At 72.6% G+C, this 21547-nt stretch carries 22 protein-coding genes and 1 pseudogene; 14 read left to right on the forward strand and 9 right to left on the reverse strand.

Features of this window, described 5'->3' with window-relative positions; translation table 11 throughout:
- The first annotated feature begins 86 nt into the window (after positions 1 to 86).
- The 3 genes from ACIBNA_RS16020 to ACIBNA_RS16030 all read left to right on the forward strand — a co-directional run bounded on the left by ACIBNA_RS16020 (position 87) and on the right by ACIBNA_RS16030 (position 3238).
- Positions 87 to 2639 (forward strand): helicase-associated domain-containing protein, encoded by a 2553-nt coding sequence (locus ACIBNA_RS16020; RefSeq protein ID WP_399165818.1) that lies wholly within the window; start codon positions 87 to 89, stop codon positions 2637 to 2639.
- Positions 2640 to 2814: 175 nt separating this feature from the next.
- Positions 2815 to 2946 (forward strand): hypothetical protein, encoded by a 132-nt coding sequence (locus ACIBNA_RS16025; protein ID WP_274817180.1) that lies wholly within the window; start codon positions 2815 to 2817, stop codon positions 2944 to 2946.
- Between the two features lie 100 nt (positions 2947 to 3046).
- Positions 3047 to 3238, forward strand: coding sequence for a hypothetical protein (locus tag ACIBNA_RS16030; RefSeq protein ID WP_399165819.1), 192 nt, complete (start codon positions 3047 to 3049; stop codon positions 3236 to 3238).
- Here ACIBNA_RS16030 and istB read toward each other — a convergent pair.
- The gene (istB, locus tag ACIBNA_RS16035) at positions 3216 to 4451 is read right to left on the reverse strand and encodes an IS21-like element helper ATPase IstB (protein ID WP_399165820.1); all 1236 of its coding nucleotides are present in this window, start codon (positions 4449 to 4451) and stop codon (positions 3216 to 3218) included. The genes ACIBNA_RS16030 and istB overlap by 23 nt on opposite strands.
- Before the next feature lie 200 nt (positions 4452 to 4651).
- On the opposite strand from istB, the gene ACIBNA_RS16040 reads away from it, so the two are divergent.
- Entirely contained in the window at positions 4652 to 6295 is a 1644-nt protein-coding gene (locus ACIBNA_RS16040) for a DNA repair helicase XPB (protein ID WP_399165821.1), read from the forward strand.
- Positions 6296 to 6328: 33 nt separating this feature from the next.
- Here the strand turns inward: ACIBNA_RS16040 and ACIBNA_RS16045 are convergent, their stop codons facing one another.
- Complete coding sequence (locus ACIBNA_RS16045; RefSeq protein WP_399165822.1) at positions 6329 to 6520, reverse strand: hypothetical protein; 192 nt, start codon at positions 6518 to 6520, stop codon at positions 6329 to 6331.
- Positions 6521 to 6802: 282 nt separating this feature from the next.
- Here ACIBNA_RS16045 and ACIBNA_RS16050 point away from each other — a divergent pair, with 282 nt between their 5' ends.
- Positions 6803 to 8872: a HelD family protein gene (locus ACIBNA_RS16050; protein ID WP_399165823.1), complete on the forward strand. Its 2070-nt coding sequence runs from the start codon at positions 6803 to 6805 to the stop codon at positions 8870 to 8872.
- A 156-nt stretch (positions 8873 to 9028) separates the two neighbouring features.
- Here the strand turns inward: ACIBNA_RS16050 and ACIBNA_RS16055 are convergent, their stop codons facing one another.
- Both ACIBNA_RS16055 and ACIBNA_RS16060 read right to left on the reverse strand, forming a co-directional pair.
- Positions 9029 to 9721 carry a copper homeostasis protein CutC gene (locus ACIBNA_RS16055; RefSeq protein ID WP_399165824.1) on the reverse strand — a complete coding sequence of 231 codons (693 nt, stop codon included), beginning with the start codon at positions 9719 to 9721 and terminating at the stop codon, positions 9029 to 9031.
- Between the two features lie 111 nt (positions 9722 to 9832).
- Positions 9833 to 10513 (reverse strand): maleylpyruvate isomerase family mycothiol-dependent enzyme, encoded by a 681-nt coding sequence (locus tag ACIBNA_RS16060; protein WP_399165825.1) that lies wholly within the window; start codon positions 10511 to 10513, stop codon positions 9833 to 9835.
- A gap of 46 nt (positions 10514 to 10559) precedes the next feature.
- Here ACIBNA_RS16060 and ACIBNA_RS16065 point away from each other — a divergent pair, with 46 nt between their 5' ends.
- Positions 10560 to 11222, forward strand: a complete 663-nt coding sequence (locus ACIBNA_RS16065; protein ID WP_399165826.1) for a hypothetical protein — start codon at positions 10560 to 10562, stop codon at positions 11220 to 11222.
- 10 nt (positions 11223 to 11232) lie between these two features.
- A complete protein-coding gene (locus tag ACIBNA_RS16070; RefSeq protein ID WP_399165827.1) occupies positions 11233 to 12309 on the forward strand; it encodes a GNAT family N-acetyltransferase in 1077 nt (358 codons plus the stop codon).
- Here the strand turns inward: ACIBNA_RS16070 and ACIBNA_RS16075 are convergent.
- Together ACIBNA_RS16075 and ACIBNA_RS16080 are read right to left on the reverse strand one after the other, a co-directional pair.
- Entirely contained in the window at positions 12282 to 12566 is a 285-nt protein-coding gene (locus ACIBNA_RS16075; protein WP_399165828.1) for a DUF4031 domain-containing protein, read from the reverse strand. The two genes, ACIBNA_RS16070 and ACIBNA_RS16075, sit on opposite strands and share 28 nt — an antisense overlap.
- Positions 12563 to 12946, reverse strand: a complete 384-nt coding sequence (locus ACIBNA_RS16080) for a hypothetical protein (protein ID WP_399165829.1) — start codon at positions 12944 to 12946, stop codon at positions 12563 to 12565. The genes ACIBNA_RS16075 and ACIBNA_RS16080 overlap by 4 nt, the downstream gene beginning before the upstream one ends.
- Before the next feature lie 55 nt (positions 12947 to 13001).
- Between ACIBNA_RS16080 and ACIBNA_RS16085 the strand changes: the two genes are divergently transcribed.
- Together ACIBNA_RS16085 and murQ are read left to right on the forward strand one after the other, a co-directional pair.
- Complete coding sequence (locus ACIBNA_RS16085; RefSeq protein ID WP_399165830.1) at positions 13002 to 13982, forward strand: MurR/RpiR family transcriptional regulator; 981 nt, start codon at positions 13002 to 13004, stop codon at positions 13980 to 13982.
- A gap of 44 nt (positions 13983 to 14026) precedes the next feature.
- The gene (murQ, locus tag ACIBNA_RS16090; protein WP_399165831.1) at positions 14027 to 14962 is read left to right on the forward strand and encodes an N-acetylmuramic acid 6-phosphate etherase; all 936 of its coding nucleotides are present in this window, start codon (positions 14027 to 14029) and stop codon (positions 14960 to 14962) included.
- Between the two features lie 11 nt (positions 14963 to 14973).
- On the opposite strand, the gene ACIBNA_RS16095 is transcribed toward murQ, so the two are convergent.
- Positions 14974 to 15198: a hypothetical protein gene (locus ACIBNA_RS16095; RefSeq protein ID WP_399165884.1), complete on the reverse strand. Its 225-nt coding sequence runs from the start codon at positions 15196 to 15198 to the stop codon at positions 14974 to 14976.
- 21 nt (positions 15199 to 15219) lie between these two features.
- Between ACIBNA_RS16095 and ACIBNA_RS16100 the strand changes: the two genes are divergently transcribed.
- The 5 genes and pseudogenes from ACIBNA_RS16100 (at position 15220) to ACIBNA_RS16120 (ending at position 18616) form a co-directional block, all read left to right on the forward strand.
- Positions 15220 to 16059, forward strand: a complete 840-nt coding sequence (locus ACIBNA_RS16100; RefSeq protein ID WP_399165832.1) for a Scr1 family TA system antitoxin-like transcriptional regulator — start codon at positions 15220 to 15222, stop codon at positions 16057 to 16059.
- Positions 16043 to 16255: a DUF397 domain-containing protein gene (locus tag ACIBNA_RS16105; protein ID WP_399165833.1), complete on the forward strand. Its 213-nt coding sequence runs from the start codon at positions 16043 to 16045 to the stop codon at positions 16253 to 16255. The genes ACIBNA_RS16100 and ACIBNA_RS16105 overlap by 17 nt, the downstream gene beginning before the upstream one ends.
- 254 nt (positions 16256 to 16509) lie before the next feature.
- A pseudogene (locus ACIBNA_RS16110) lies at positions 16510 to 17305 on the forward strand (hypothetical protein).
- A gap of 56 nt (positions 17306 to 17361) precedes the next feature.
- Positions 17362 to 18033 carry a Uma2 family endonuclease gene (locus tag ACIBNA_RS16115; RefSeq protein ID WP_184985168.1) on the forward strand — a complete coding sequence of 224 codons (672 nt, stop codon included), beginning with the start codon at positions 17362 to 17364 and terminating at the stop codon, positions 18031 to 18033.
- A 13-nt stretch (positions 18034 to 18046) separates the two neighbouring features.
- Positions 18047 to 18616: a hypothetical protein gene (locus ACIBNA_RS16120; protein ID WP_399165834.1), complete on the forward strand. Its 570-nt coding sequence runs from the start codon at positions 18047 to 18049 to the stop codon at positions 18614 to 18616.
- A 1-nt stretch (position 18617) separates the two neighbouring features.
- On the opposite strand, the gene ACIBNA_RS16125 is transcribed toward ACIBNA_RS16120, so the two are convergent.
- Together ACIBNA_RS16125 and ACIBNA_RS16130 are read right to left on the reverse strand one after the other, a co-directional pair.
- Positions 18618 to 20174, reverse strand: coding sequence for a carboxylesterase/lipase family protein (locus tag ACIBNA_RS16125; RefSeq protein WP_399165835.1), 1557 nt, complete (start codon positions 20172 to 20174; stop codon positions 18618 to 18620).
- 101 nt (positions 20175 to 20275) lie between these two features.
- Positions 20276 to 21433: an NADH:flavin oxidoreductase gene (locus ACIBNA_RS16130; protein ID WP_399165878.1), complete on the reverse strand. Its 1158-nt coding sequence runs from the start codon at positions 21431 to 21433 to the stop codon at positions 20276 to 20278.
- Positions 21434 to 21547 lie beyond the last annotated feature (114 nt).

Genomic DNA, 21547 nt, shown 5'->3' on the forward strand with positions numbered 1-21547 from the left:
GCCCCACATGCCCGTCCGGCACCGGCCCCCGCCCACCCGCGCACAGTCGGCTCGGCCGCCGGAGGCGACCCGCTACCGTGGGCCGGATGAGCACCGAGGACAGGCCTCCGGCCCCCCGTTCCCTCGCGGAAGCGCTCCGCGGGCGGGACGACGTCTCGCTGGGCGCGCTCCTGCGCAGCCGTCCGGATCTCATCACGCCCGTGCCCACCGACCTCACCCAGCTCGCGACCCGCGCCGGCACCCGGGCCTCGGTCGTGCGGGCCCTGGAGCGGCTGGACCGGTTCACGCTCCAGAGCGCGCAGGCACTGGCCGTGGCGGCGGATCCGGCGACGTACGACGAACTGCTCGGGCTCATGGCCGGGGACGACGCCGACCCGGCCGTCGCCCAGGCCCTGCCGCACGCCCTGGGCATCCTGCGCGAGCAGGCCCTGGTCTGGGGCGGGGACGACCGGCTGCGGCTGGTGCGGACAGCACGTGAGCTGCTGGCGCCCTCGCCGCAGCACCCCTCGCCGACGGGGCTCGGCCCCACCGTCCAGGAGGCCACCGCCGGGATGTCCCCGGGGCGGATCCAGGAGATCGTCACGGCCGCCGGGCTGCCCTCGACCCACGACTCGGTCTCCGCGGTGACCTCCCTGACCGAGCTGTTCACGGACCGGGGCCGGATGGCCGCGCTGCTCGCCAAGGCCCCGGCCGACTCCCTCGACGTGCTGGAGCGGCTCGTGTGGGGGCCGCCGTACGGGCAGGTCACGGCCGATCCGGCGCCCCGGCTGCGCTGGCTGCTGGACCGGGGGCTGCTGCTGCCGACGGCGCCCGGGACGGTCGTGCTGCCGCGCGAGGTGGCCCTGCACCTGCGGCGGGGGCTCGCGCACCGGACGCCCGAGCCGGTGCCGCCGGCGGTCGAGGCCGCCGCCGTTCATCGTCCACAGGTTGTGGACAGCACCGCGGCCGGGCAGGCGTACACCGCGCTGGCGACCGTCGAGGAGCTGCTGAAGGACTGGGACGAGGGCGGGCCGGCGGTGCTGCGGGCCGGTGGGCTGAGCGTCCGGGACCTGAAGCGGACCGCCGTCGCCCTGGACGTGCCCGAGCCGGTCGCCGCGTTCTGGGTGGAGCTGGCGTACGCGGCGGGCCTGATCGCCCCGGACGGCGAGGCCGACGAGCGGTACGCGGCGACCCCCGCGTACGACGAGTGGCGGGAGCTGCCCGCCGCCGAGCGCTGGTCCCGGCTGGTCACGGCGTGGCTCCCGGCGACCCGCACGGCCGGGCTGGTGGGCGGGCGGGACGCGAAGGACCGCACGTTGTCGGCGCTCGGTCCGGGTCTGGACCGTTCGGCGGCGCCGGAGGTACGGCACCGGGTGCTGGCGCTGCTGGCCGGGCTGCCGGAGGGCACCGCGCCGGCCGCCGAGTCGGTGCTGGCCCGGCTGCGCTGGGAGCGCCCCCTGCGCGGCGCCCAGCCCGAGGACGACCTGCGCAGCCGGCTCGCCCGGTGGGCGCTGTCCGAGGCGGAACTGCTGGGCGTCACGGGCAGAGGTGCGCTGTCGGCCCACGGCAGGGCCCTGCTGGGTGCGCCCGCGGCTCCCGCGAAGAGCCCGGAAGCGGAGCCCTCCGGCCCAGCCGAGCCCTCCGGCCCGGGGGACAAGCTCCCGGTCCACCACCGGCCGGCTCCCCTCACCCCCCTCTCCCCCGCCGAACAGGCCGTCGCCTCCGCCGCCGCGGCCCGGCTGCTCACGCCGCTGCTGCCCGAGCCGCTGGACCACGTGCTGCTCCAGGCCGACCTGACGGCGGTCGCGCCCGGCCCCTTGCAGCGCCCGCTCGCCGACATGCTGGGCGTGCTGGCGGACGTCGAGTCCAAGGGCGGGGCCACCGTCTACCGGTTCACGCCCGGCTCGGTGCGGCGCGCCCTCGACGCCGGGCAGAGCGCCTCTGACCTGCACGCCTTCCTTGCCACGCACTCCCGTACGCCGGTGCCGCAGCCGCTCACGTACCTGATCGACGACGTCGCCCGCAGGCACGGGCATCTGCGTGTCGGCGCGGCCTCGGCGTACGTCCGCTGTGACGACGACGCGGTGCTGGGCGAGATCCTCGCCGACAAGCGGGCCGCCGGGCTCGGGCTGCGCCGGCTCGCCCCGACCGTGCTGGCCGCGCAGACCGACCCGGCTGGGCTGCTGGAGGGCCTGCGGGCGATGGGGTTCGCACCGGCCGCCGAGTCCGCCGAGGGCGATGTGCTGATCACCCGCGCGCACGCGCACCGCACCCCGCCCCGTACGGCGCCCGAGCCGGTGCCGGAAGGCCCGCCGGTCCCCGACCACACCCTCCTCGCGGCGGCGCTGCGCGCCATCCGGGCCGGCGACCTCGCCTCCACCGCCCCGCGCAAGCCCGGCACGGCTCCCGAGGTCAACGGCGAACTGCCCCGCACCGGTTCCGCCGAGACCCTCGCCACCATGCAGGCCGCCGTCCTGACCGGCGAGGCCCTGTGGATCGGCTACGTCAACGCCGAGGGCGCCGCCAGCCAGCGCGTCATCGCCCCGATCCGCGTCGAGGGCGGCTTCGTCACGGCGTACGACCACACGGCGGACGAGGTCCGCACGTACCCGCTGCACCGGATCACCGGGGTCGCGGAACTCGCGGACGACGCGGGCTGACGGCCCGTTCCGCTGGGGCGTCGTCTCACCCGTTCGGGTGCACGCCGGCGTTCATGCACGCCACGCCGGGGATTTCCCACCCTTGGGCGACATTGCCGGGCGTGCCGCATTCCGCCGTTCGGGCGGGGGCAGCCACCGGGTGTCCCTGTGAGCCTTGTCGAAAGGAAGTCCCAGCATGCGCGCTGTCCGTCGAGTCGCCGCCGTCCTGGCCGCCGCCGCCCTGATGACGTTCGGTGGTCTCGCCACGCCCGCCGCGGCGGTGAGCATCGACGTCGCCGGCCTTGTCGTCGAGACGCCGCAGGTCTGATCCGCCTGGCCGCGCACCATCGGGCCGGCCCGGCGTCCCCGGGCCGGCCCGCGGCGCGGCGTCCCCCATCTCTCAGTCCGTGAAAGGCCCTGTCGTCCCCATGCGTGAAAAGCTCCCCGCCGTCGCCCTGTGCGCCGTCGCCCTCGCGGGCGTGATCGCGCCCTCCGCCGCAGCGGCCCCGCCCGCGCTGCCGCTGCCCCTGCTGGCCGCCGGTGCCGAGCCCCTGGTCTCCGAGGGGATCGGCATCGAAGGGCCGCTGGTCAACAACGTCAATCTGCCCACGCTGAAGTAGCGCGGCGCATCCGGTAGCTGTCCCCGTCCAGCCGCACGACGTCGGCGTGATGGGCGAGGCGGTCCACCAGCGCCGGGGCACTGGCGCCGAAGACCTCGTCCCAGCGGCCGAACGGGCGGTCGCTGGTCACGATCAGCGAGGCCCGCTCGTAGCGGTGCGCGACCAGGCGGAAGAACAGTCCGGCGGTCGTCGCGTCGAAGGGCGTGTAGCCGACCTCGTCGACGATCAGCAGGGGGTACTCGTCGAGGGCGGCCAGTTCCGCGTCGAGCCGGCCGGCGGCCCGGGCGTCCAGGAGCCGGGCGGCCCACTCGGCGGCGGTCGCGAACAGCACCCGGTGCCCGGCCTGGCAGGCGCGTACGCCGAGGCCGATGGCGAGGTGGGTCTTGCCGGTGCCGGGCGGGCCGACGAGGACCGCGTTGCGCCGGGCGCCGACGAACTCCGCCTTGCCCAGGCGGGCCAGGGTCTCCCGGTCGAAGCCCCGGGGGTGCTGCTGGTCGAAGTCCTCCAGCAGCTTGCGGGCCGGGAAGCGGGCCGCAAGGATCCGGGCCTCGGCGTCCGCGTCCGGGGCGGGCTGCCGGGGCACGGCCGGCGTGGCCACCGGCGCCTGCGGTTCCGGCGCCCCGTGCCGCTGGTCCGCGTGGTCCTGCTCCGCCTGGTCGGGCCCCGCCCGCCCGGGCCCGGCCGGCGCGGCGTGTCCGCGATCCCCGTGCGCGGCCATCGGCCCCGACATGTACGCGAGGATCGCCGCCGAGACGATGAACGCCATGTGGATCACCGTCCCCCACAGCAGGGCGTGCCGGGAGGTGTGGTGGACGTCCACGAACATCTGGAGCAGATGGACGGAGGAGATGCCCACGATCGCCGTGGCGAGCTTGACCTTCAGCACGTTGGAGTTGACGTGCGAGAGCCATTCGGGCTGGTCACGGTGGCCCTGGAGGCCGATGCGCGAGACGAAGGTCTCGTAGCCGCCGACGATCACCATGATCAGCAGGTTGGCGATCATGACGACGTCGACCAGCTTGAGCACCGCGAGCATCACGTACGTCTCGGTGGCGTGCCCGCTCACGCACATCAGGATTAAGGTCCAGAGCTCCTTGAAGAACTTGTAGACGTAGACGCCCTGGGCGGCCACCAGCCCGAAGTAGAGGGGGGCCTGGAGCCAGCGGGTGGCGAACAGGGCGTATCCGAGCGTGGTGGTGGTTGGGTTCCGCACGGTTGGCCATTCTTCGGGGCCGACGTGGAAAAACTGAATTCACACCACACGTTGGGATGAAAAGGCATTCAGTAGGACCGGAGCCGGTCCGGTCCCGCGCAGATCACACCCTCGGGACGGCGACGATCAGGCACACTGGACGTTTGGCCGAGTCGTTCGAAGCCGTCCGAGCCGTCCGGCCGTGGGAAAGGGTGCCGCGCGTGAATGGTCCGCTGATCGTCCAGTCCGACAAGACCCTGCTCCTGGAAGTCGACCACGAGCAGGCCGACGACTGCCGTCGGGCCATCGCCCCGTTCGCGGAGCTGGAGCGGGCGCCGGAGCACATCCACACCTACCGGGTGACCCCGCTGGGCCTGTGGAACGCCCGCGCGGCGGGCCACGACGCCGAGCAGGTCGTGGACGCGCTGGTGCAGTACAGCCGCTACCCGGTGCCGCACGCGCTGCTGGTCGACATCGCCGAGACGATGGACCGCTACGGGCGGCTCACCCTGTCCAAGCACCCGGCGCACGGGCTGGTCCTGACGACCACCGACCGTCCGGTGCTGGAGGAGGTCCTGAAGTCGAAGCGGATCGCGCCGCTGGTCGGCGCCCGCATCGACCCGGACACGGTCGCCGTGCACCCCTCCGAGCGCGGCCAGATCAAGCAGACGCTGCTGAAGCTGGGCTGGCCGGCCGAGGACCTCGCCGGGTACGTCGACGGCGAGGCGCACGCGATCGAGCTGGCCGAGGACGGCTGGGCCCTGCGGCCGTACCAGAAGCAGGCGGTGGAGAACTTCTGGCACGGCGGGTCGGGCGTGGTCGTCCTGCCCTGTGGCGCGGGCAAGACGCTGGTCGGCGCAGGGGCGATGGCGCAGGCCAAGTCCACGACCCTGATCCTCGTCACGAACACGGTCTCCGCCCGGCAGTGGAAGCACGAGCTGGTGCGGCGCACGTCGCTCACCGAGGACGAGATCGGCGAGTACAGCGGGACGAGGAAGGAGATCCGGCCCGTCACGATCGCCACGTACCAGGTGCTGACGACCAAGCGGAAGGGCGTCTATCCGCACCTGGAGCTGTTCGACTCCCGGGACTGGGGCCTGGTCGTCTACGACGAGGTGCATCTGCTGCCGGCGCCGGTGTTCAAGTTCACGGCGGATCTCCAGGCGCGGCGGCGGCTGGGACTCACGGCCACGCTGGTGCGTGAGGACGGCCGCGAGTCGGACGTGTTCTCCCTGATCGGGCCCAAGCGGTTCGACGCGCCGTGGAAGGAGATCGAGGCGCAGGGCTACATCGCGCCCGCCGACTGTGTGGAGGTCCGGGTCAATCTGACGGACGCGGAGCGGCTCGCGTACGCCACGGCCGAGGCGGAGGAGAAGTACCGCTTCTGTGCGACGACCGACACCAAGCGGAAGGTCACGGAGGCGATCGTCCGCCGCTTCGCCGGGCAGCAGACCCTCGTCATCGGCCAGTACATCGACCAGCTCGACGAGCTGGGTGAGCATCTGGACGCACCCGTGATCAAGGGTGAGACGTCGAACGCGCAGCGGGAGAAGCTGTTCGACGCGTTCCGGGAGGGCGAGATCAGCGTGCTCGTCGTGTCCAAGGTCGCGAACTTCTCGATCGACCTGCCGGAGGCGACGGTCGCGATCCAGGTGTCCGGCACGTTCGGGTCGCGCCAGGAGGAGGCCCAGCGGCTGGGGCGGGTGCTCCGGCCGAAGTCCGACGGCCACCAGGCGCACTTCTACTCGGTGGTCGCGAGGGACACCATCGACCAGGACTTCGCCGCGCACCGCCAGCGCTTCCTGGCGGAGCAGGGGTACGCGTACCGGATCATGGACGCGGACGAGCTGCTCGCGGAGAGCTGAGGCCGGCCGGCTGCCCGCGCGTGGCTGGGCCGCTCACTTGCGGCGGACCAGGCCCGCTTCCTCGCCGTACTGGCCAAGGATGATCACGTCGAAGGCGGCGCCCGCGAACACCCTGACGGCGCGCAGGGCATCGCCGAGGCGGTGCTGGTGGTGGCTGCCGGCCACGGCGGTGGCGCCGGGCAGGCGGCCCGGTGCCGAGGCGGGGGAGAAGGTTGCTGCGCTCATGTCTCCATGGTGCGTTTCCGGTCGTGAAGTCCGCGTCGGCCTGAGGGCCGAACCCGCGTACTCCCCACGTACGCCTGCGGACCGACCCCTGCCCCTCAGGGATGAGGCCCTCGTCCCCTAGGGGATGAGAAACAGGGGACGAGAAAACCGTTGGCGGTCGCCTCCCCCGCTCCTCTAGGATCTCCGCTCTTGCCCGCCTCCCTCACGGAGTGCCGCCGACCGGACGGAAACCGGCCGGCATCTCACCGCCATCCCTTCAGCAGGTCCTCCGGAGGCACCCCCTTGTCCACGCCCGTCGACGACCCGCTCTCCCGTGAGCGCTCCCACCTCGCCGCGTCCCGTTCGGCCCTGCGTGCCATGCGCGAGGACGTCGAGGCCCTCGACATCAGCGACGTCACCGCGAACTGGGTCAACGCCGAGGTGCTGGCCCACCAGATCGGGGAGCGCATCAAGGCCCTGGCCGACCTCAGCGACACCCCGCTGTTCTTCGGCCGGCTCGACTATCGGCACGCGCCCGGCGCCGAGGGGGCGGAGGGCGCGGAAGGGGAACGCCCGCAGCCGGAGGCTGCTTATCAGACACTGCACATCGGGCGGCGGCATGTGCACGACGCCGACGGCGACCCCATGGTGATCGACTGGCGCGCACCCGTGTCGCAGCCGTTCTACCGGGCCTCCAAGAAGGACCCGATGGACATCGCGCTGCGCCGCCGCTTCGGCTACACCGGCGGCGACCTCACGGCGTACGAGGACGAGCACCTGTCGGACCCGGGCGAGGCCGAGCGGACCAGCAAGCTCCTCCAACAGGAGATCGAGCGGCCGCGCGTCGGCCCGATGCGGGACATCGTCGCGACGATCCAGCCCGAGCAGGACGAGATCGTCCGGTCAGGACTCTCCGGCACCGTGTGCGTGCAGGGCGGACCGGGCACCGGGAAGACCGCCGTCGGCCTGCACCGGGTCGCCTACCTCCTCTACGCCCACCGCGAGCGCCTCGCCCGCACCGGCACGCTGGTCATCGGACCGAACCGGTCCTTCCTGCACTACATCGAGCAAGTGCTGCCCGCCCTTGGTGAGTTGACGGTCCAGCAGGCCACGGTCGAGGACCTGGTGGCACACGTGGAGATCAAGGGGACGGACGACGCGACGGCCGCGGTCGTCAAGGGCGACGCCCGCATGGCACAGGTCCTGCGCAGGGTCCTCTACTCACACGTCACGATGCCCACCGAGCCGGTCGTGGTCGTGCGCGGCTCCCGCCGCTGGCGCGTCCCGGCGTACGAACTGCAGGACATCGTCCGCCAGTTGCTCGACCGCGACATCCGCTACGGCGCCACCCGCGAGGCCCTGCCGCAGCGCATCGCGCACGCCGTGCTCGTGCAGATGGAGCGGTCGGGGGAGGCGCCGGACGACCGGGTGCAGGACGCGGTGGCCCGCAACAGCGCGGTCAAGGCGGCCGTCAAGGCGGTCTGGCCGGCCGTCGACCCGGCGAAGCTGGTGCTGCGCCTGCTGTCGGACGCGGACTTCCTCGCGGAACACGCGGCGGGGATTCTCGACGAGGAGGAGCAGAAGGCGGTGCTGTGGACGAGACCGGCGCGCAGCGTCAAGTCCGCCAAGTGGTCGACTGCCGACGCCGTCCTCATCGACGAGGCCACCGACCTGATCCAGCGCACGCACTCCCTCGGTCATGTCGTCCTCGACGAGGCGCAGGACCTCTCCCCCATGCAGTACCGGGCGGTCGGCCGCCGCTGCACGACCGGCAGTGCGACGGTCCTCGGCGACCTGGCGCAGGGCACCACGCCGTGGGCGACCCGGGGGTGGGAGGAGGCGTTGACCCACCTGGGCAAGCGGAACGCGGTGGTGGAGGAGCTGACGGCCGGTTTCCGCGTGCCGACGGACGTCATCACGTACGCCTCCCGGCTGCTTGCGCACATCGCCCCGGGGCTCACGCCGGTGGTGTCGATCCGTGAGAACCCGGGCCACTTCGAGGTCCGGGAGGTCACCGGCACCGCCGACGTGGTCGACGCCTGCCGCGAGTCGCTGCGGGGCGAGGGCTCGACCGGCCTGATCGCGGCGGACGCCCGGATCCCGGAGCTGGCGGCGGCCCTGACGGATGCCGGTCTCCCCTACCTCGGCCCGGGCGAGGAGACGACCCGGGAGACCCGCCTGACCCTGGTCCCGGCGTCGCTCGCGAAGGGTCTGGAGTACGACTACGTCGTCCTGGACGAGCCCCGGGCCGTGGTCGACGGCGAGCCGGACGAACGGACTGGTCTGCGTCGCCTGTATGTGGCACTGACGCGAGCGGTGTCGGGGCTGACGGTGACGCATGCGGCGCCGCTGCCGCCGCAGTTGATCGCTTGACTGGGGGTCATCAGCTGCGGGCAATCGTGCCGCTAAGGGCGATGGGGGTCCCCCCTGCTCGAGCGAAGCCGAGAGCTTGGGGGAGGTGGGCGCAGCGGCACCCCGCACCGCCGGGTTGCGGACCCACCCGGCCCCGGCAGCGACGCCCAGTTGCTCTCAGGAACCGTCCACCGCAGCCCGCCACTGCGCGACCGCCTCCGCCGACACCGGCTCGGCCCATCCCCCCGGCCGAGCCGCCCCACCGATGTGAAAGCCGTCGACCCCGGCCTTCACCAACGGCGGCACATGATCGAGCCGCAACCCGCCCCCCACCAGCAACCGCTGCTCATACCCCGGCTCCCCGGCCCGCCCGGCCTCCGCGAGCAGCACGGCCAGCCCGTCGTCGACCCCGTCCGCAGACCCGGCCGTCAGGTACGTGTCCAGCCCCGGCATCCCGTCCAGCTGCTTGCGCAGGGCGTCCCGGTCGGCGGCCCGGTCGATCGCGCGGTGGAACGTCCAGGGGCAGCCGTCCAGCACCCCCACGACCCGCTCCACCGCCGCCAGATCCACCCCGCCACCCGCGTCGAGGAACCCGAACACGAACTCCTCCGCCCCGGCCTCCCGCAGCTCCGCCGCCACCCGGACCAGCCGGTCGATGTCCCCGGCCGCGAAACCGTCGGCGAGGCGCAGCATCACCCGCAGCGAGATGTCGACCGCCCGGCGGATCCCGGCGACGGTGGCGGCCGACGGGGTGAGCCCGTCGGCCGCCATGTCGGTGACCAGCTCGAGGCGGTCCGCGCCTCCCGCCTGGGCGGCGACCGCGTCCTCGACGCCGAGGGCGATCACCTCCAGGACTGCACGCTTGCTCATGGGGCCCCTTCGTCGGCTTGGCGTCGGCGTTCGGCGACAGGTCTAGTCCAATCACAGACTACGCTGCCCGCTCCCGCCGAATCCCAAGCACCCTGCCGGGCCCGGAGCCCCTCATCCGAAGATGTTCAGGTCCTTCGCCTCCACCCCGACCAGCTCGAACGCGGGCGCCCCGTCGACCGGCCGCCCCGTGTACAGCCGTACGAGGGTCGGCCCGTCCCCGATGAAGCGCCCCGGGGGCCGCTCCCCGCCGCTCTCCCCGAGCCGCAGCGGTTCGTCCAGGTCGTCGAGGTCGGCGTGCAGCGGCACGTGCCCCCGCTCGTGGGTGATCCGGGCGAGCAGCGCGAGCGCGTCCGGCAGCCCGGCCCCGCCGTACGCCCCGGGCTCGCCGAAGGCCTCGCGCACGTCCCCGGCGTGCACCCACTCCCCCAGCGCGAGAACGTCCAGCTTCCCGTCCGCCCGGGCGATCACCGGCCCGGCCTCCGTCATCCCGCGCTCCAGCTCGTCGACCACCCGCGCGTTGCTCCAGCCGTCCCGCTCGGCGATGTCCCGGTCGTTCGACTCGGGCGAGAACACGCCCGGCTCGAACCTGCCCTCCGCCACCCGCGTCAGGGCGGCCGAGCAGTGCGCCAGCACGTCTCGCACCGACCAGCCCGGACACGCGGCGACGGACCGTGCGAAGTCCTCCTCGGCCCTGCCCCGCAGCAGCGGAATCAGCGCGTCACGCTCGATCGTCAGCAGCCGCCCGGGCTGCTCGGGGTCCCGTACGTCGTGTACATCAGCAGGAGTCGTCATGGGACCCACGCTAGGTGCCGCGCCCGTTCAGCGGGAGAATGACCCCATGGCCGATCCCGACGCCCTGCGCGCCCGCTTCGTCCGCACCCTGGAAGCGGCCCGGGGCCCGGCCGGTGGCCCCGACCCGGTCCCGTACGCCGACGACCTGCTCGGCCGGTGGCAGGAGCCGCAGCGCCGCTACCACACGGTCGGGCACCTCACGGCGGTTCTGGACCACATCGACGCACTGGAGAAGTACGCGCACGACCCGGACGTGGTCCGGCTGGCCGCCTGGTTCCACGACGCCGTCTACCTGCCCGACCGCTCCGAGAACGAGGAACGCTCCGCCCGCCTGGCCGAGCGCGCCCTCCCGGAGGCCGGCGTGTCCGCCGCACGGACCGCCGAGGTGGCCCGCCTGGTCCGCCTCACCGTCGGCCACGACCCCGCCGACGACGACCCCGACGGCCAGGTCCTGTGCGACGCCGACCTGGCGATCCTCGCCTCACCCCCGTCGGCGTACGCCGCCTACACCGCCGCCGTCCGCGAGGAGTACCACTTCGTCCCGAACGACGCCTTCCGCACGGGCCGCGCGGCGATCCTGCGCCAACTCCTCGACCTGCCGAGGCTGTTCAGAACGCCGTACGGAGCGTCGGAGTGGGAGGCGACGGCCCGCTACAACCTCACCGCCGAGCTGGAAATGCTGTCGCTCCCGGCCGACGACCCCTCGTAACCTGCCCGGCATGTGGACAACGGGTGCGGAACAGGTGGAACAGGCCGTCGCCGAGTGCGTGGGCCTGCTGGAGGCGGTCGTCGAGCGGGACTGGGAGGACGTGCGGGCCGGGCGGCTGGAGTGGAGCTGTCGGGAGACGGCCGTGCACATAGCCGAGGATCTGATCGGGTACGCGGGGCAGCTGGCGGGGCGGGAGCCCGAGGGGTACACGCCGTTCGAGATCTCGCTGGAGGAGGGGACCGACAACGCGGGTGCGCTGCGGGTGATCAACACGATGGGCGCCCTGTTCGCCGCCGCGATCCGCACGACGCCGCGCGAGGTCCGGGCCTTCCACCCGTATCCGTTCCGCAGCGCGAACCGCGAGGGCTTCGCCGCGATGGGCGTGACCGAGGTGCTGCTGCACACCCACGACATCGCCGAGGGGCTGGGGGTGGCCTACGAACCGGCTCCCGAGCTGTGCGAGTTCGTCCTCACCCGGATCTTCCCGCACGTCCGGCCCGGCCCCACCCCCTGGCAGACCCTGCTGTGGGCCACCGGCCGCGGTGAGCTGCCCGGCCGTGCCCGGGTCACCGAGTGGCGCTGGAACAACAACCTGGTGATCGAGACCGAGCGGCTCACCCTTCAGGGCGTCACCCCGGCGGCGGCCACCGACCTGTCCACGGTCGGCGCCGGCGGCTTCGAGTGGCTCGTGGGCGGCCCGATCGAGGGCACCCGGGTGGGCGCCGGCCTGGTGTACAAGCAGTACGAGGACGGCGTCCACCGGCCGGAGTGGGGCATGTACGTGCTCGTCCGGCGCGAGGACGGCCGCGCGCTCGGCGCCATGGGGTTTCACAGCGTCCCGGACGAGGCGGGGCGGGTCGAAGTCGGTTACGACCTCGTCGAGGCCGCTCGCGGTCAGGGGTACGCCACCGAGGCGCTGCGCGCGCTGTCGGCCCTGGCGCTGTCCCGGGACGAGGTACGGACCGTCGTCGCGAACGTCGAGCGGGACAACGCGCCCTCGCGGGGCGTCCTCGCCCGCGCCGGATTCAAGGCCGTCGCGCAGGACGTCGAGCAGGTCACCTACGAACTGCGCGAACCCGACCGGTAACGCCCCTTCGGCCGCCGCAGCCCCGCCCCGTGCAGCAGCCGCACCACCTCGCGGCTGCTGACCTCCACGGCCCCGGCGTCCACGGCGTCCGCGTACCGCTGGGCGGGGATGTCGTAGTGGTCGCGTTCGAAGGCCCGCCGGGGCACGCCGAGGCGTTCGGCGAAGGTGTGCAGTTCCTCGTACGAGACGTCGCTGATCAGGTGGGACCACATGCGGCCGTGGCCGGGCCAGGCCGGCGGGTCGATGTAGACGGTCACGAGGGCGCCGTCCCGCCGAGCGCCTCGCCCAGTGATCCCAGCGCCGCGACCTTCACGCCCGCCTCGCTGCACACCCAGTGCGGGTCGGGCCCCAACTCCGGTTCCACTTCCAGCGCGTGCGGGTCGCCGGTGCCGCACACCGGGCACAGCGGCCAGCGGCCGTAGCGCTCCAGCAGGGCGTCCTGCACGTCCTGCGCGACCAGACCGGCCACGTACTGCGCGCCCTCCGGCCACTGCTCGACCCACCACCGCCGCTGCACGACGGACTCCTCGACCAGGGACACGACATCCGCCTCGGCGACGCGTCCCGCGACGAGGTCGGCCAGCACGAGGGCGCGCGCGGCGTGCAGCGCCTGCTCCAGGGGGCTGATGGGGTCCATGCCCCCATTGTGCGCACTCTTGACCGCAACGCCGAGCCGAAAATATCTTTCAGAGGTGACCCGAAGAGTGAAGGAAAGTTTCGCCGACGAACGCGGCGGCGCGAGCAGCACCGGCGGCACGGGCGGTACCGGCGGCACGGCTGCCATGGCCGGCACGCTCGGCACCCCGCCCGCCCCCGCCGCCCTCGCGGCCAAGGTCCGCACGCTGGGCCCCTCGATGACGCGCTCCATGCAGCGCGTCGCCGAGGCCGTCGCGGGCGACCCGGCCGGCTGCGCGGCCCTCACGGTCACCGGCCTCGCCGAACTCACCGGCACCAGCGAGGCCACCGTCGTACGCACCGCCCGGCTGCTGGGCTATCCGGGTTACCGGGACCTGCGCCTGGCCCTCGCCGGCCTCGCCGCCCAGCAGCAGTCCGGACGCGCCCCCGCCATCACCACGGACATCGCGGTCGACGACCCGATCGCCGACGTGGTCGCGAAGCTCGCCTACGACGAGCAGCAGACCCTCGCCGACACCGCCGCCGGCCTCGACACCGTCCAACTGGGCGCGGCCGTCACCGCGCTGACCAGCGCCCGCCGCACGGACGTGTACGGCGTCGGGGCGTCCGGGCTGGTCGCCCAGGACCTCACGCAGAAGCTCCTGCGCATAGGACTGGTGGCGCACGCGCACAGCGACCCGCACCTGGCCGTCACCAACGCCGTGCAACTGCGCGCGGGCGACGTCGCGATCGCCATCACGCACTCCGGGTCCACGGGGGACGTCATCGAGCCGCTGCGGGTCGCCTTCGAGCGCGGGGCGACGACGGTGGCGATCACCGGCCGCCCGGACGGCCCGGCCTCGCAGTACGCCGACCACGTCCTCACCACGTCCACGGCCCGGGAGAGCGAGCTGCGTCCCGCGGCGATGTCGTCCCGGACCGGTCAGCTTCTTGTGGTGGACTGCCTGTTCGTGGGGGTGGCGCAGCGGACGTACGAGACGGCGGCGCCGGCGCTCTCGGCGTCGTACGAGGCACTGGCCCACCGGCATCGTTCCTGAGCCGGCCCCGGCCAGCACCGGAAAGACACGGAAAGAGCCGTCCCATGACTTCCACCTCCAATCCCCGTGGTCTCAGAGCCGAGTTGGAGTCCCTGACCACCGAGGCGTTCCGGCCGGAACTCGCCGGCATCGACCGGCTGCCCACCCTCGACATCGCGCGGCTCATGAACGGCGAGGACGCCACCGTGGCCGGGGCGGTCGCGGCCCGGCTGCCTCAGATCGCCGCCGCGATCGACGCCCTGGCCGAGCGGATGGCCCGGGGCGGCCGCCTGGTCTACGCGGGTGCCGGCACGGCGGGCCGGCTGGGCGTCCTGGACGCCTCCGAGTGCCCGCCCACCTTCAACACCGACCCCTCCCGGGTCGTCGGGCTGATCGCGGGCGGCCCGCAGGCCATGGTCACCTCGGTCGAGGGCGCGGAGGACTCCCGGGAGCTGGCCCATGCCGACCTGGAACCCCTCGGCCTGACCCCGGACGACACGGTGGTCGGCATCTCGGCCTCCGGCCGCACCCCGTACGCGATCGGCGCCGTCGAGTACGCCCGCGCCCACCGCTCCCTCACCATCGGCCTCGCCTGCAACTCCGGCAGCCCGCTCGCGGCCGCCGCCGAGCACGGCATCGAGATCGTCGTGGGCCCCGAACTGCTCACCGGCTCCACCCGCCTGAAGGCCGGCACGGCACAGAAGCTCGTCCTCAACATGCTCTCGACGATCACGATGATCCGCCTGGGCAAGACCTACGGGAACCTGATGGTCGACGTCCGCGCCTCCAACGACAAACTGCGCGCCCGCTCCCACCGCATCGTCGCCCTGGCCACCGGCGCCGGCGACGAGGAGATCGAACGGGCCCTGGCCGCCACCGACGGCGAGGTGAAGAACGCGATCCTGACCATCCTGGCCGACGTGGACGGTCCGACGGCGGCGCGCCTGCTGGAGGAGTCCGCCGGGCATCTGCGGGCCGCGCTGGCGGCGGCAGCCCGCTGACCCGAGCAGCTTCACCTCGGCTTCGACTCCCGGTTGACGTGCCTGATCCGAGCCCGCAGCGTCTCCCCCACGGGCAGCGAGCGCAGCACCTCGGTCAGGTGCTCGGCCGTCCGTACGTTGCACCGCCCCAGCTCGACCAGGGCGAACGGCTCCTTGCTCGCACCGGTCACCGGGTCGACACCCAGAGACGGCAGCACGACACCCACTCCCGCGAGCGCGTCCCGCAGCGACTCCACGTGTACGACAGGGAGTTGCCCATGCCCGGATCCAGGGACCTCGACCCGTCCTCCTCCCCTCGGGCTCTCCTGGGCGCCGAACTCCGCCACGCCCGCGAGAAGGCCGGCCTCAGCCAGGAGGAACTGGGGCAGCGGCTGTTCGTGAGCGGGTCGTTCATCGGGCAGCTGGAGAACGGGACGCGGCGGATGCTGCCGGAGTATGCGCGGATGCTGGATGAGGAGCTGGGGACGGGCGACTTTTTCCAGCGGAATTGCAGGGCGGCGGCGAAGTCCAGGTACCGCGAGCACTTTGCGGAAGCAGCAGAGGCGGAGACGCAGGCAACGGCAATCAGGGACTACGCGTCGATGCTGATCCCCGGTTTGCTCCAGACACCCGCCTACGCACGAGCCGTCAGCCGCGCATACCAGCCCTCAGCGACAACAGAGGCCATCGAGGAGCTGGTGACACGCCGGATGGAGCGAGCACGGATCCTCAGCGATCCAACAGAACCCCTGTTGTGGACGGTGATTGACGAAGCCGCACTGCGCCGTGTGACCGGCGGGCCCAAGGTGATGGCGGGGGCTCTACGCCACCTCATCAGCCTGATCCGCCAGAACCGTGTCATCGTTCAGGTTCTGCCGTTCGATGCGGGAGCCCACCCGGGGATGCAGGGTTGCGTCAGGCTGATGGACTTCGCCGACGCCCCTCCGCTGGTCTACCTCGAAGGAGTCGACACCGGACGGCTGGAGGACGACCCCGCCACCGTCGCGCGCTACAGGCTCTACTTCGAATTCCTCACGGCTTCGGCACTCTCGCCTGAGAAGTCTCTGGCTCTCCTCGATGCGATGACGCAGGATTACGGCCATGAGGAACATGCCTGAGTACGACCTGAGCACGGCCAACTGGTACAAGTCCAGCTACAGCGGCGGCACTGGCGACAACTGCCTGGAAGTCACCCAGGCACTCCCCGCCCTCGTCCCCGTCCGCGACTCCAAGACCCCGCACGGCCCGAAGCTCGTGTTCCGGACCACGGCGTGGGCGGCGTTCGTCGCGAACCTCAAGGACGGCACCGCCTGAGCTTCGGGATCCGGGCTTCGAGCCCTCTTCTCAAGGAATGGGTAGAGGGCCTCAACCCGCCCTCCCACCCCGCGTGTTGACTTGACGCGTTCGGCTTGCCACGGACGGTGACAGGCCTCTGACGTGCCTGCATACGCAACAGCCCCCGCCAGGTGCTACCAACACCTGCGGGGGCTTGACCACATAGATCGAAGGACAAGTTCGATCCCATGGCTGACGCCCAGCTTAGTGCTGTCCTCCCGTCCGCGCACCCAATGGCGAACCCGGGCTACGGCAAACGCTCCGCCCCAGACCAACTCACCCGCACCATCAGCGACTTCGCGCACCTCCCACCCCGCGAAGCCGCCATCGCCGCCTACCTCGACCGGCTCCCCGACGGCGCCGACATCTCCGTAAAGACGCTGGCCAAGCACCTGCCGTACGGACAGTGCGCTCTCGGCACCGCCCTCAATCGCATCCAGGAGGCGGGCCACCTGCGCCGGGGCAGGGAGTGCGTGACGGCGGACGACGGCAGGTCCCGCTGGATCACTCGATCGTGGTTCTCCCGCACCGCCCGGGACGACGACTGGTGGGTGGCCTTCACGCGCGGCGATGTACCGAAACAGCAGCGTCCCACCCGCTCCCGCGCCCACATCCTCCTGGCCGCCCTCGGCCGCACAGCGTCGTCCTGTCCCTCTCCCAGGCCGACTGCGCGACGCTCGCCCCGCTGGTGACGGAGTGGTTCGAGCGAGGCGCCTCGGAGGAGGACGTACTACGTGCGCTCACCTGCCGACCCCTGTCCACCACGCCGCCGCCCTGGTCCGCAACCGCCTGACCAGCAAACTCCCGCCCCCGTCTGCCCCGCGTCCGGCATTGCGGGTCCTGGAGTGCGCGAACTGCGGCGTCCCGGGACGTCCGGAAACCCTGCCAGGGGGCCGTTGCAGCGCTTGCCGGGGCAAACGCGCGCCCGCGCAACCCCCTGCACCTCTGTTCGCCTCCACGATCCACGACCGTGCGGCCGAGATCCGCGCCGCAATGTCCCAACGACGCCAAGAGAAGGCATCCACATGACAGCTCCTACGGTGCGACGTCACTCCCCCAGGGCACGATGGAAGGGAGGAGGCACCATGACCCCTGGTACCGCTGACCGCCCGCTGATGCCCATTGAGGACTTCGAGGATCTGGCCGAGGTGGCCCCGAAGGGCGTGCGCCTCGAGTACATCGACGGTCGCGTCCGGACGAAGGACGCGCTCAGCGTCGAGGACTTCGAAGAGCTGGAGCGCCGCGCCCCGGAGACCGTGCGGCTTGAGTACATCAACGGAAAACTAGAGGTCAAGGCCATGCCGGACGGCAACCACAGCGAGATCCACATGTGGCTGCTTGAGCAGTGCCTGCAGCATCGGCCGGACCTGCGCCTCCATCACGAGCGAGGCGTCCGGACCGAGGCCTACCGCAAGGGCCGTGCCCGGGCCGACGGGGCTCTCGTACGACGGGGGCACTTCAAAGGGCACGGTGAGTGGTCCGCTGCCAACGGCGTCCTCATGGTCGTCGAGATCACCTCCCACGACCGTGACACCAACCAGCGGGACCGCATCGACAAGCCCGTCGGATACGCGGCAGTCGACATCCCCGTCTACCTGCTCATCGACCGCGACAACAACACGGTCGTCGTTTACAGCGAGCCCAAGGACGGCCGATACCAGCAGGCCGCAGCCCACCCGTGGGGCACCCCGGTGGAGCTCCCTGCCCCTGTCGGCTTCACTCTGGACACGGAAGAACTCAAGGACTACGCCGACTGACGACAATGGACCCATGAACCACGCCCAGCTCACCGCCCTAGGCCGTGCCCTCCGTCTCCTCGGTGAGCACGGGGAGTCCCTCACCTCCGACACTCCGGACGGCAAACTGCACGAGGTCAGGGCCGACCTGAAGCGCGCCCTGGACCTGCTGGAGGACAGCGTCACCACGGCGGCTCCCAGCACCCGCTGCCCGGAGCACCCCACCGGCCCGGTCGACGAGGGCGCCCCCGACCTGTGCCTGCTGTGCGAGACCCGGCGCCGGGCCGCCCGCCGAGCGGAGTTCAACGGTCCCGCCCCGCACACCCCACTCACCGAGCCGGTCCAGTCCCGCTACGGCGTCAGCGGTGACCGCCCCCAGCCCCAGCAGCGCTGGCTGCCGGAGCTGTGGACCGGCCAGACGTGGCAGCTGTGCGGCACCCCCCGCCGGGACCGCCGCGAGGCCGAGCTGTACATCGCCGCCCAACGCAAGGCTCCCCGGGCGGCCATGGCGTACCGGCTCGTGCACGAGTTCACCGACTACGAGGTGCTGCGCGTGTGGGGTACGCCGGTCAGGGTCGACATCGAGCCGATGGGCAACCTTTAGCTCACAGCAGGGGCAGGGCCTGGAAGCCGTAGCCCTCCCACAGGCGACGCGAGGCCTCCTCCGGGTACGCCCTCACCACCGGCTCCGCGTCCAGTACCTGCACGAGCCGCCGTTCGTGCTCGTACGCCGGCCAGCCCGGGTCACCCGTCCTCGCGAACGCCGTCCAGGACGACCGGAAGCGGGAGGACAGCGCCTCGGCCTCGGCGGACGGCTCGGCGCCCGCGAACAGCAGGGCCCCGAGGTCCGCCCCGAACGTGCCGAAGAGCAGGGGAATGTCCAGGCCGTGACAGGCGCCCATCGCGCCGCCGCCCCCCGGCGCCGGCCAGGTCAGTTCGTAGAGGTGGGCACGGCCGCCACCCGCGTGCTGCGCCTCGGCCAGGTGCAGGGAGGGCATGTTGAACAGCCAGTCCGTCTGGACGCGTTCGTAGAGCTCGCCGGGGGAGGCGTCGGGGAAGGCCGTGCGGTAGGCCCGTTCGCCGTCGGGACCGGGGGCGAACAGGCGGAGGGCCGCTGCCGCCCTGTCCTCGGTGATCTGGTCCAGTGGGCCCGCCATGGCGACGAAGAGGCGGTACTCGTCGCGGTTGTGGCCGACGAGCAGTTCGACGTCCTTCGCCGCACCGGCGGCCAGGGCCTGCCAGGGGGTGGTCGGCAGGACCTCCCCGTCGACGACCGGCGAGAAGGGCGTGACCGTCGGCGCCACCTGGCCCCAGCGGTCGATGTACCGGGGCATCTTGGCGCTCAACGCCTCACCCGCCGAGGTCAGTTCACGCGGGGAGATGGCCGCCAGTTCGGCGACCGTGGGGCGCAGCCCCACCTCGGCGGCGAGAGCCGCACCGATGTCACGGGCCAGGGCGCCCGAGAAGAACGTCCCCGGCACGCTCTGCGCGATCGCCCGCCGGAACAGGCCCGCCGCCCTCGGCATGGCGAGCAGCGAGGCGATCGAACCCGCGCCCGCCGACTCGCCGAAGACGGTGACCCGGCCGGGGTCGCCGCCGAACGACTCGATGTTGTCCCGTACCCACTCCAGCGCGGCCACCTGGTCGAGCAGGCCGCGGTTGGCGGGCGCCCCCTCGATGTGCGCGAAGCCCTCCATGCCGACGCGGTAGTTGAGGGACACGACCACGAGGTCGCCGTCGGTCGCGATGCGCCGGGCGTCGTAGCCGGGGCTGCCGGAGTGGCCGAGCTTGTAGGCGCCGCCGTAGATCCACACCATCACCGGGCGGCGGGCGCCCGGGTCGGGTTCGGGGGTCCAGACGTTGACCGTGAGCCACTCGTCGCCCTCGGGCACGTCGAGCAGGCCCGGGCCGCCCAGGTTGCCGAGGTCCTGCGGGGGCGGCGGGCCGAAGGCGTACGCGTCCCGTATGCCGTCCCAGGCGGGGGCGGGGCGCGGTGCCATGAACCGGGCCTCGCCCACGGGGGGTGCGGCGAAGGGGATGCCGCGGAAGACGGCGAGGCCCTCCTCCCTGCGGCCGCGTACCGCACCGGCGGTGGTGCGCACCACCGGTGCGGGCTGCCCGGCCGAGGCGCCGGTCGGGGGGTGGGGCTCGGTCGTCGTCATCCTCTGGGTCTCCTCACGGGGTGCCGGTGAACAGGCGCTCGGCCAGTGTCCTTGACTGACGCAAGCAAATCCAGGGCATCCCGTGCGCGGACCCTGCGGGGTCAGCTGAGCGTCTTAAGCGCTGCCGGGTCGTACGGCGCCAGCTCGTCCAAGCTGCCGGACAGGACCTTCCGCGCCCACTGCGGGTCCTGCAGCAGCGCGCGGCCGACGGCGACCAGGTCGAACTCGTCGCGCTCGAAGCGGTCCAGGAGGTTGTCGAGGTCGCCGACCTCGGCGCCCTCGCCCTGGAAGACTTTGAGGAAGTCGCCGTTCAGGCCGACCGAGCCGACGGTGATGGCGGGCTTGCCGGTGAGCTTCTTGGTCCAGCCGGCCAGGTTCAGGTCGGAGTCGTCGAACTCGGGGACCCAGTAGCGGCGGGTGGAGGCGTGGAAGGCGTCGACACCGGCCGCGGCGAGCGGGGTCAGGATGGCCTCCAGCTCCTCGGGCGTCTCGGCGAGGCGGGCGTCGTAGGCGTCCTGCTTCCACTGCGAGTAGCGGAAGATGACGGGGAAGTCGGCGGAGACGGTCTCGCGGACGGCCGCGACGATCTCCGCCGAGAACTTGGCACGGGCGACCGGGTCGCCGCCGTAGGCGTCGGTACGGCGGTTGGTGCCGTCCCAGAGGAACTGGTCGAGCAGGTAGCCGTGGGCTCCGTGGATCTCCACGCCGTCGAAGCCGATGCGCTCGGCGGCGGCCGCGGCCTCGGCGAACGCGCCGATGACGGCGTCGATGTCGGCCTGGGTCATGGCCTTGCCGGTGGGCTCGGCGGCGCCGATGCGCAGGCCGGAGGGGCCGACGGCCGGGGCGTCCGCGACCGGCGGCTCGCCCTGGTTGCGGACCATGCCGATGTGCCACAGCTGCGGCACGATCGTGCCGCCCGCGGCGTGCACCGCCTCGGCGACCTTCGCCCAGCCCGCGAGCTGCTCCTCGCCGTGGAACCGCGGCACGCGGTCGCTCTGACCGGCCGACTCGTGGCCGACGTAGGTGCCCTCGGTGACGATCAGTCCGACACCGGCGGCGGCGCGGCGGGAGTAGTACGAGATGACGTCCTCGCCGGGTACGCCGCCCGGGGAGAACATGCGGGTCATCGGCGCCATCGCGATCCGGTTCGGGACGGTCAGGCCGCCCAGCGAGACGGGCCGGGACAGGATTTCGGCGGCACGGGAGGCGGCGGAGGTCACGTGGGAGGCTCCCCTTCGGATACCGGACAGTATGTGCATACGCATAGGACGTACGTTTCAACCATCCGGCCCCGCCCAGGCCATCCCAGCCGCATTGTGATCCCGGACACGCCCGAGGGCGGCACTCCCTGTCGGAACAGGAAGTGCCGCCCT

The organism is Streptomyces sp. NPDC050164 (genome assembly GCF_044459945.1).
In the GTDB taxonomy this organism is placed as follows: domain Bacteria; phylum Actinomycetota; class Actinomycetes; order Streptomycetales; family Streptomycetaceae; genus Streptomyces; species Streptomyces coeruleorubidus_A.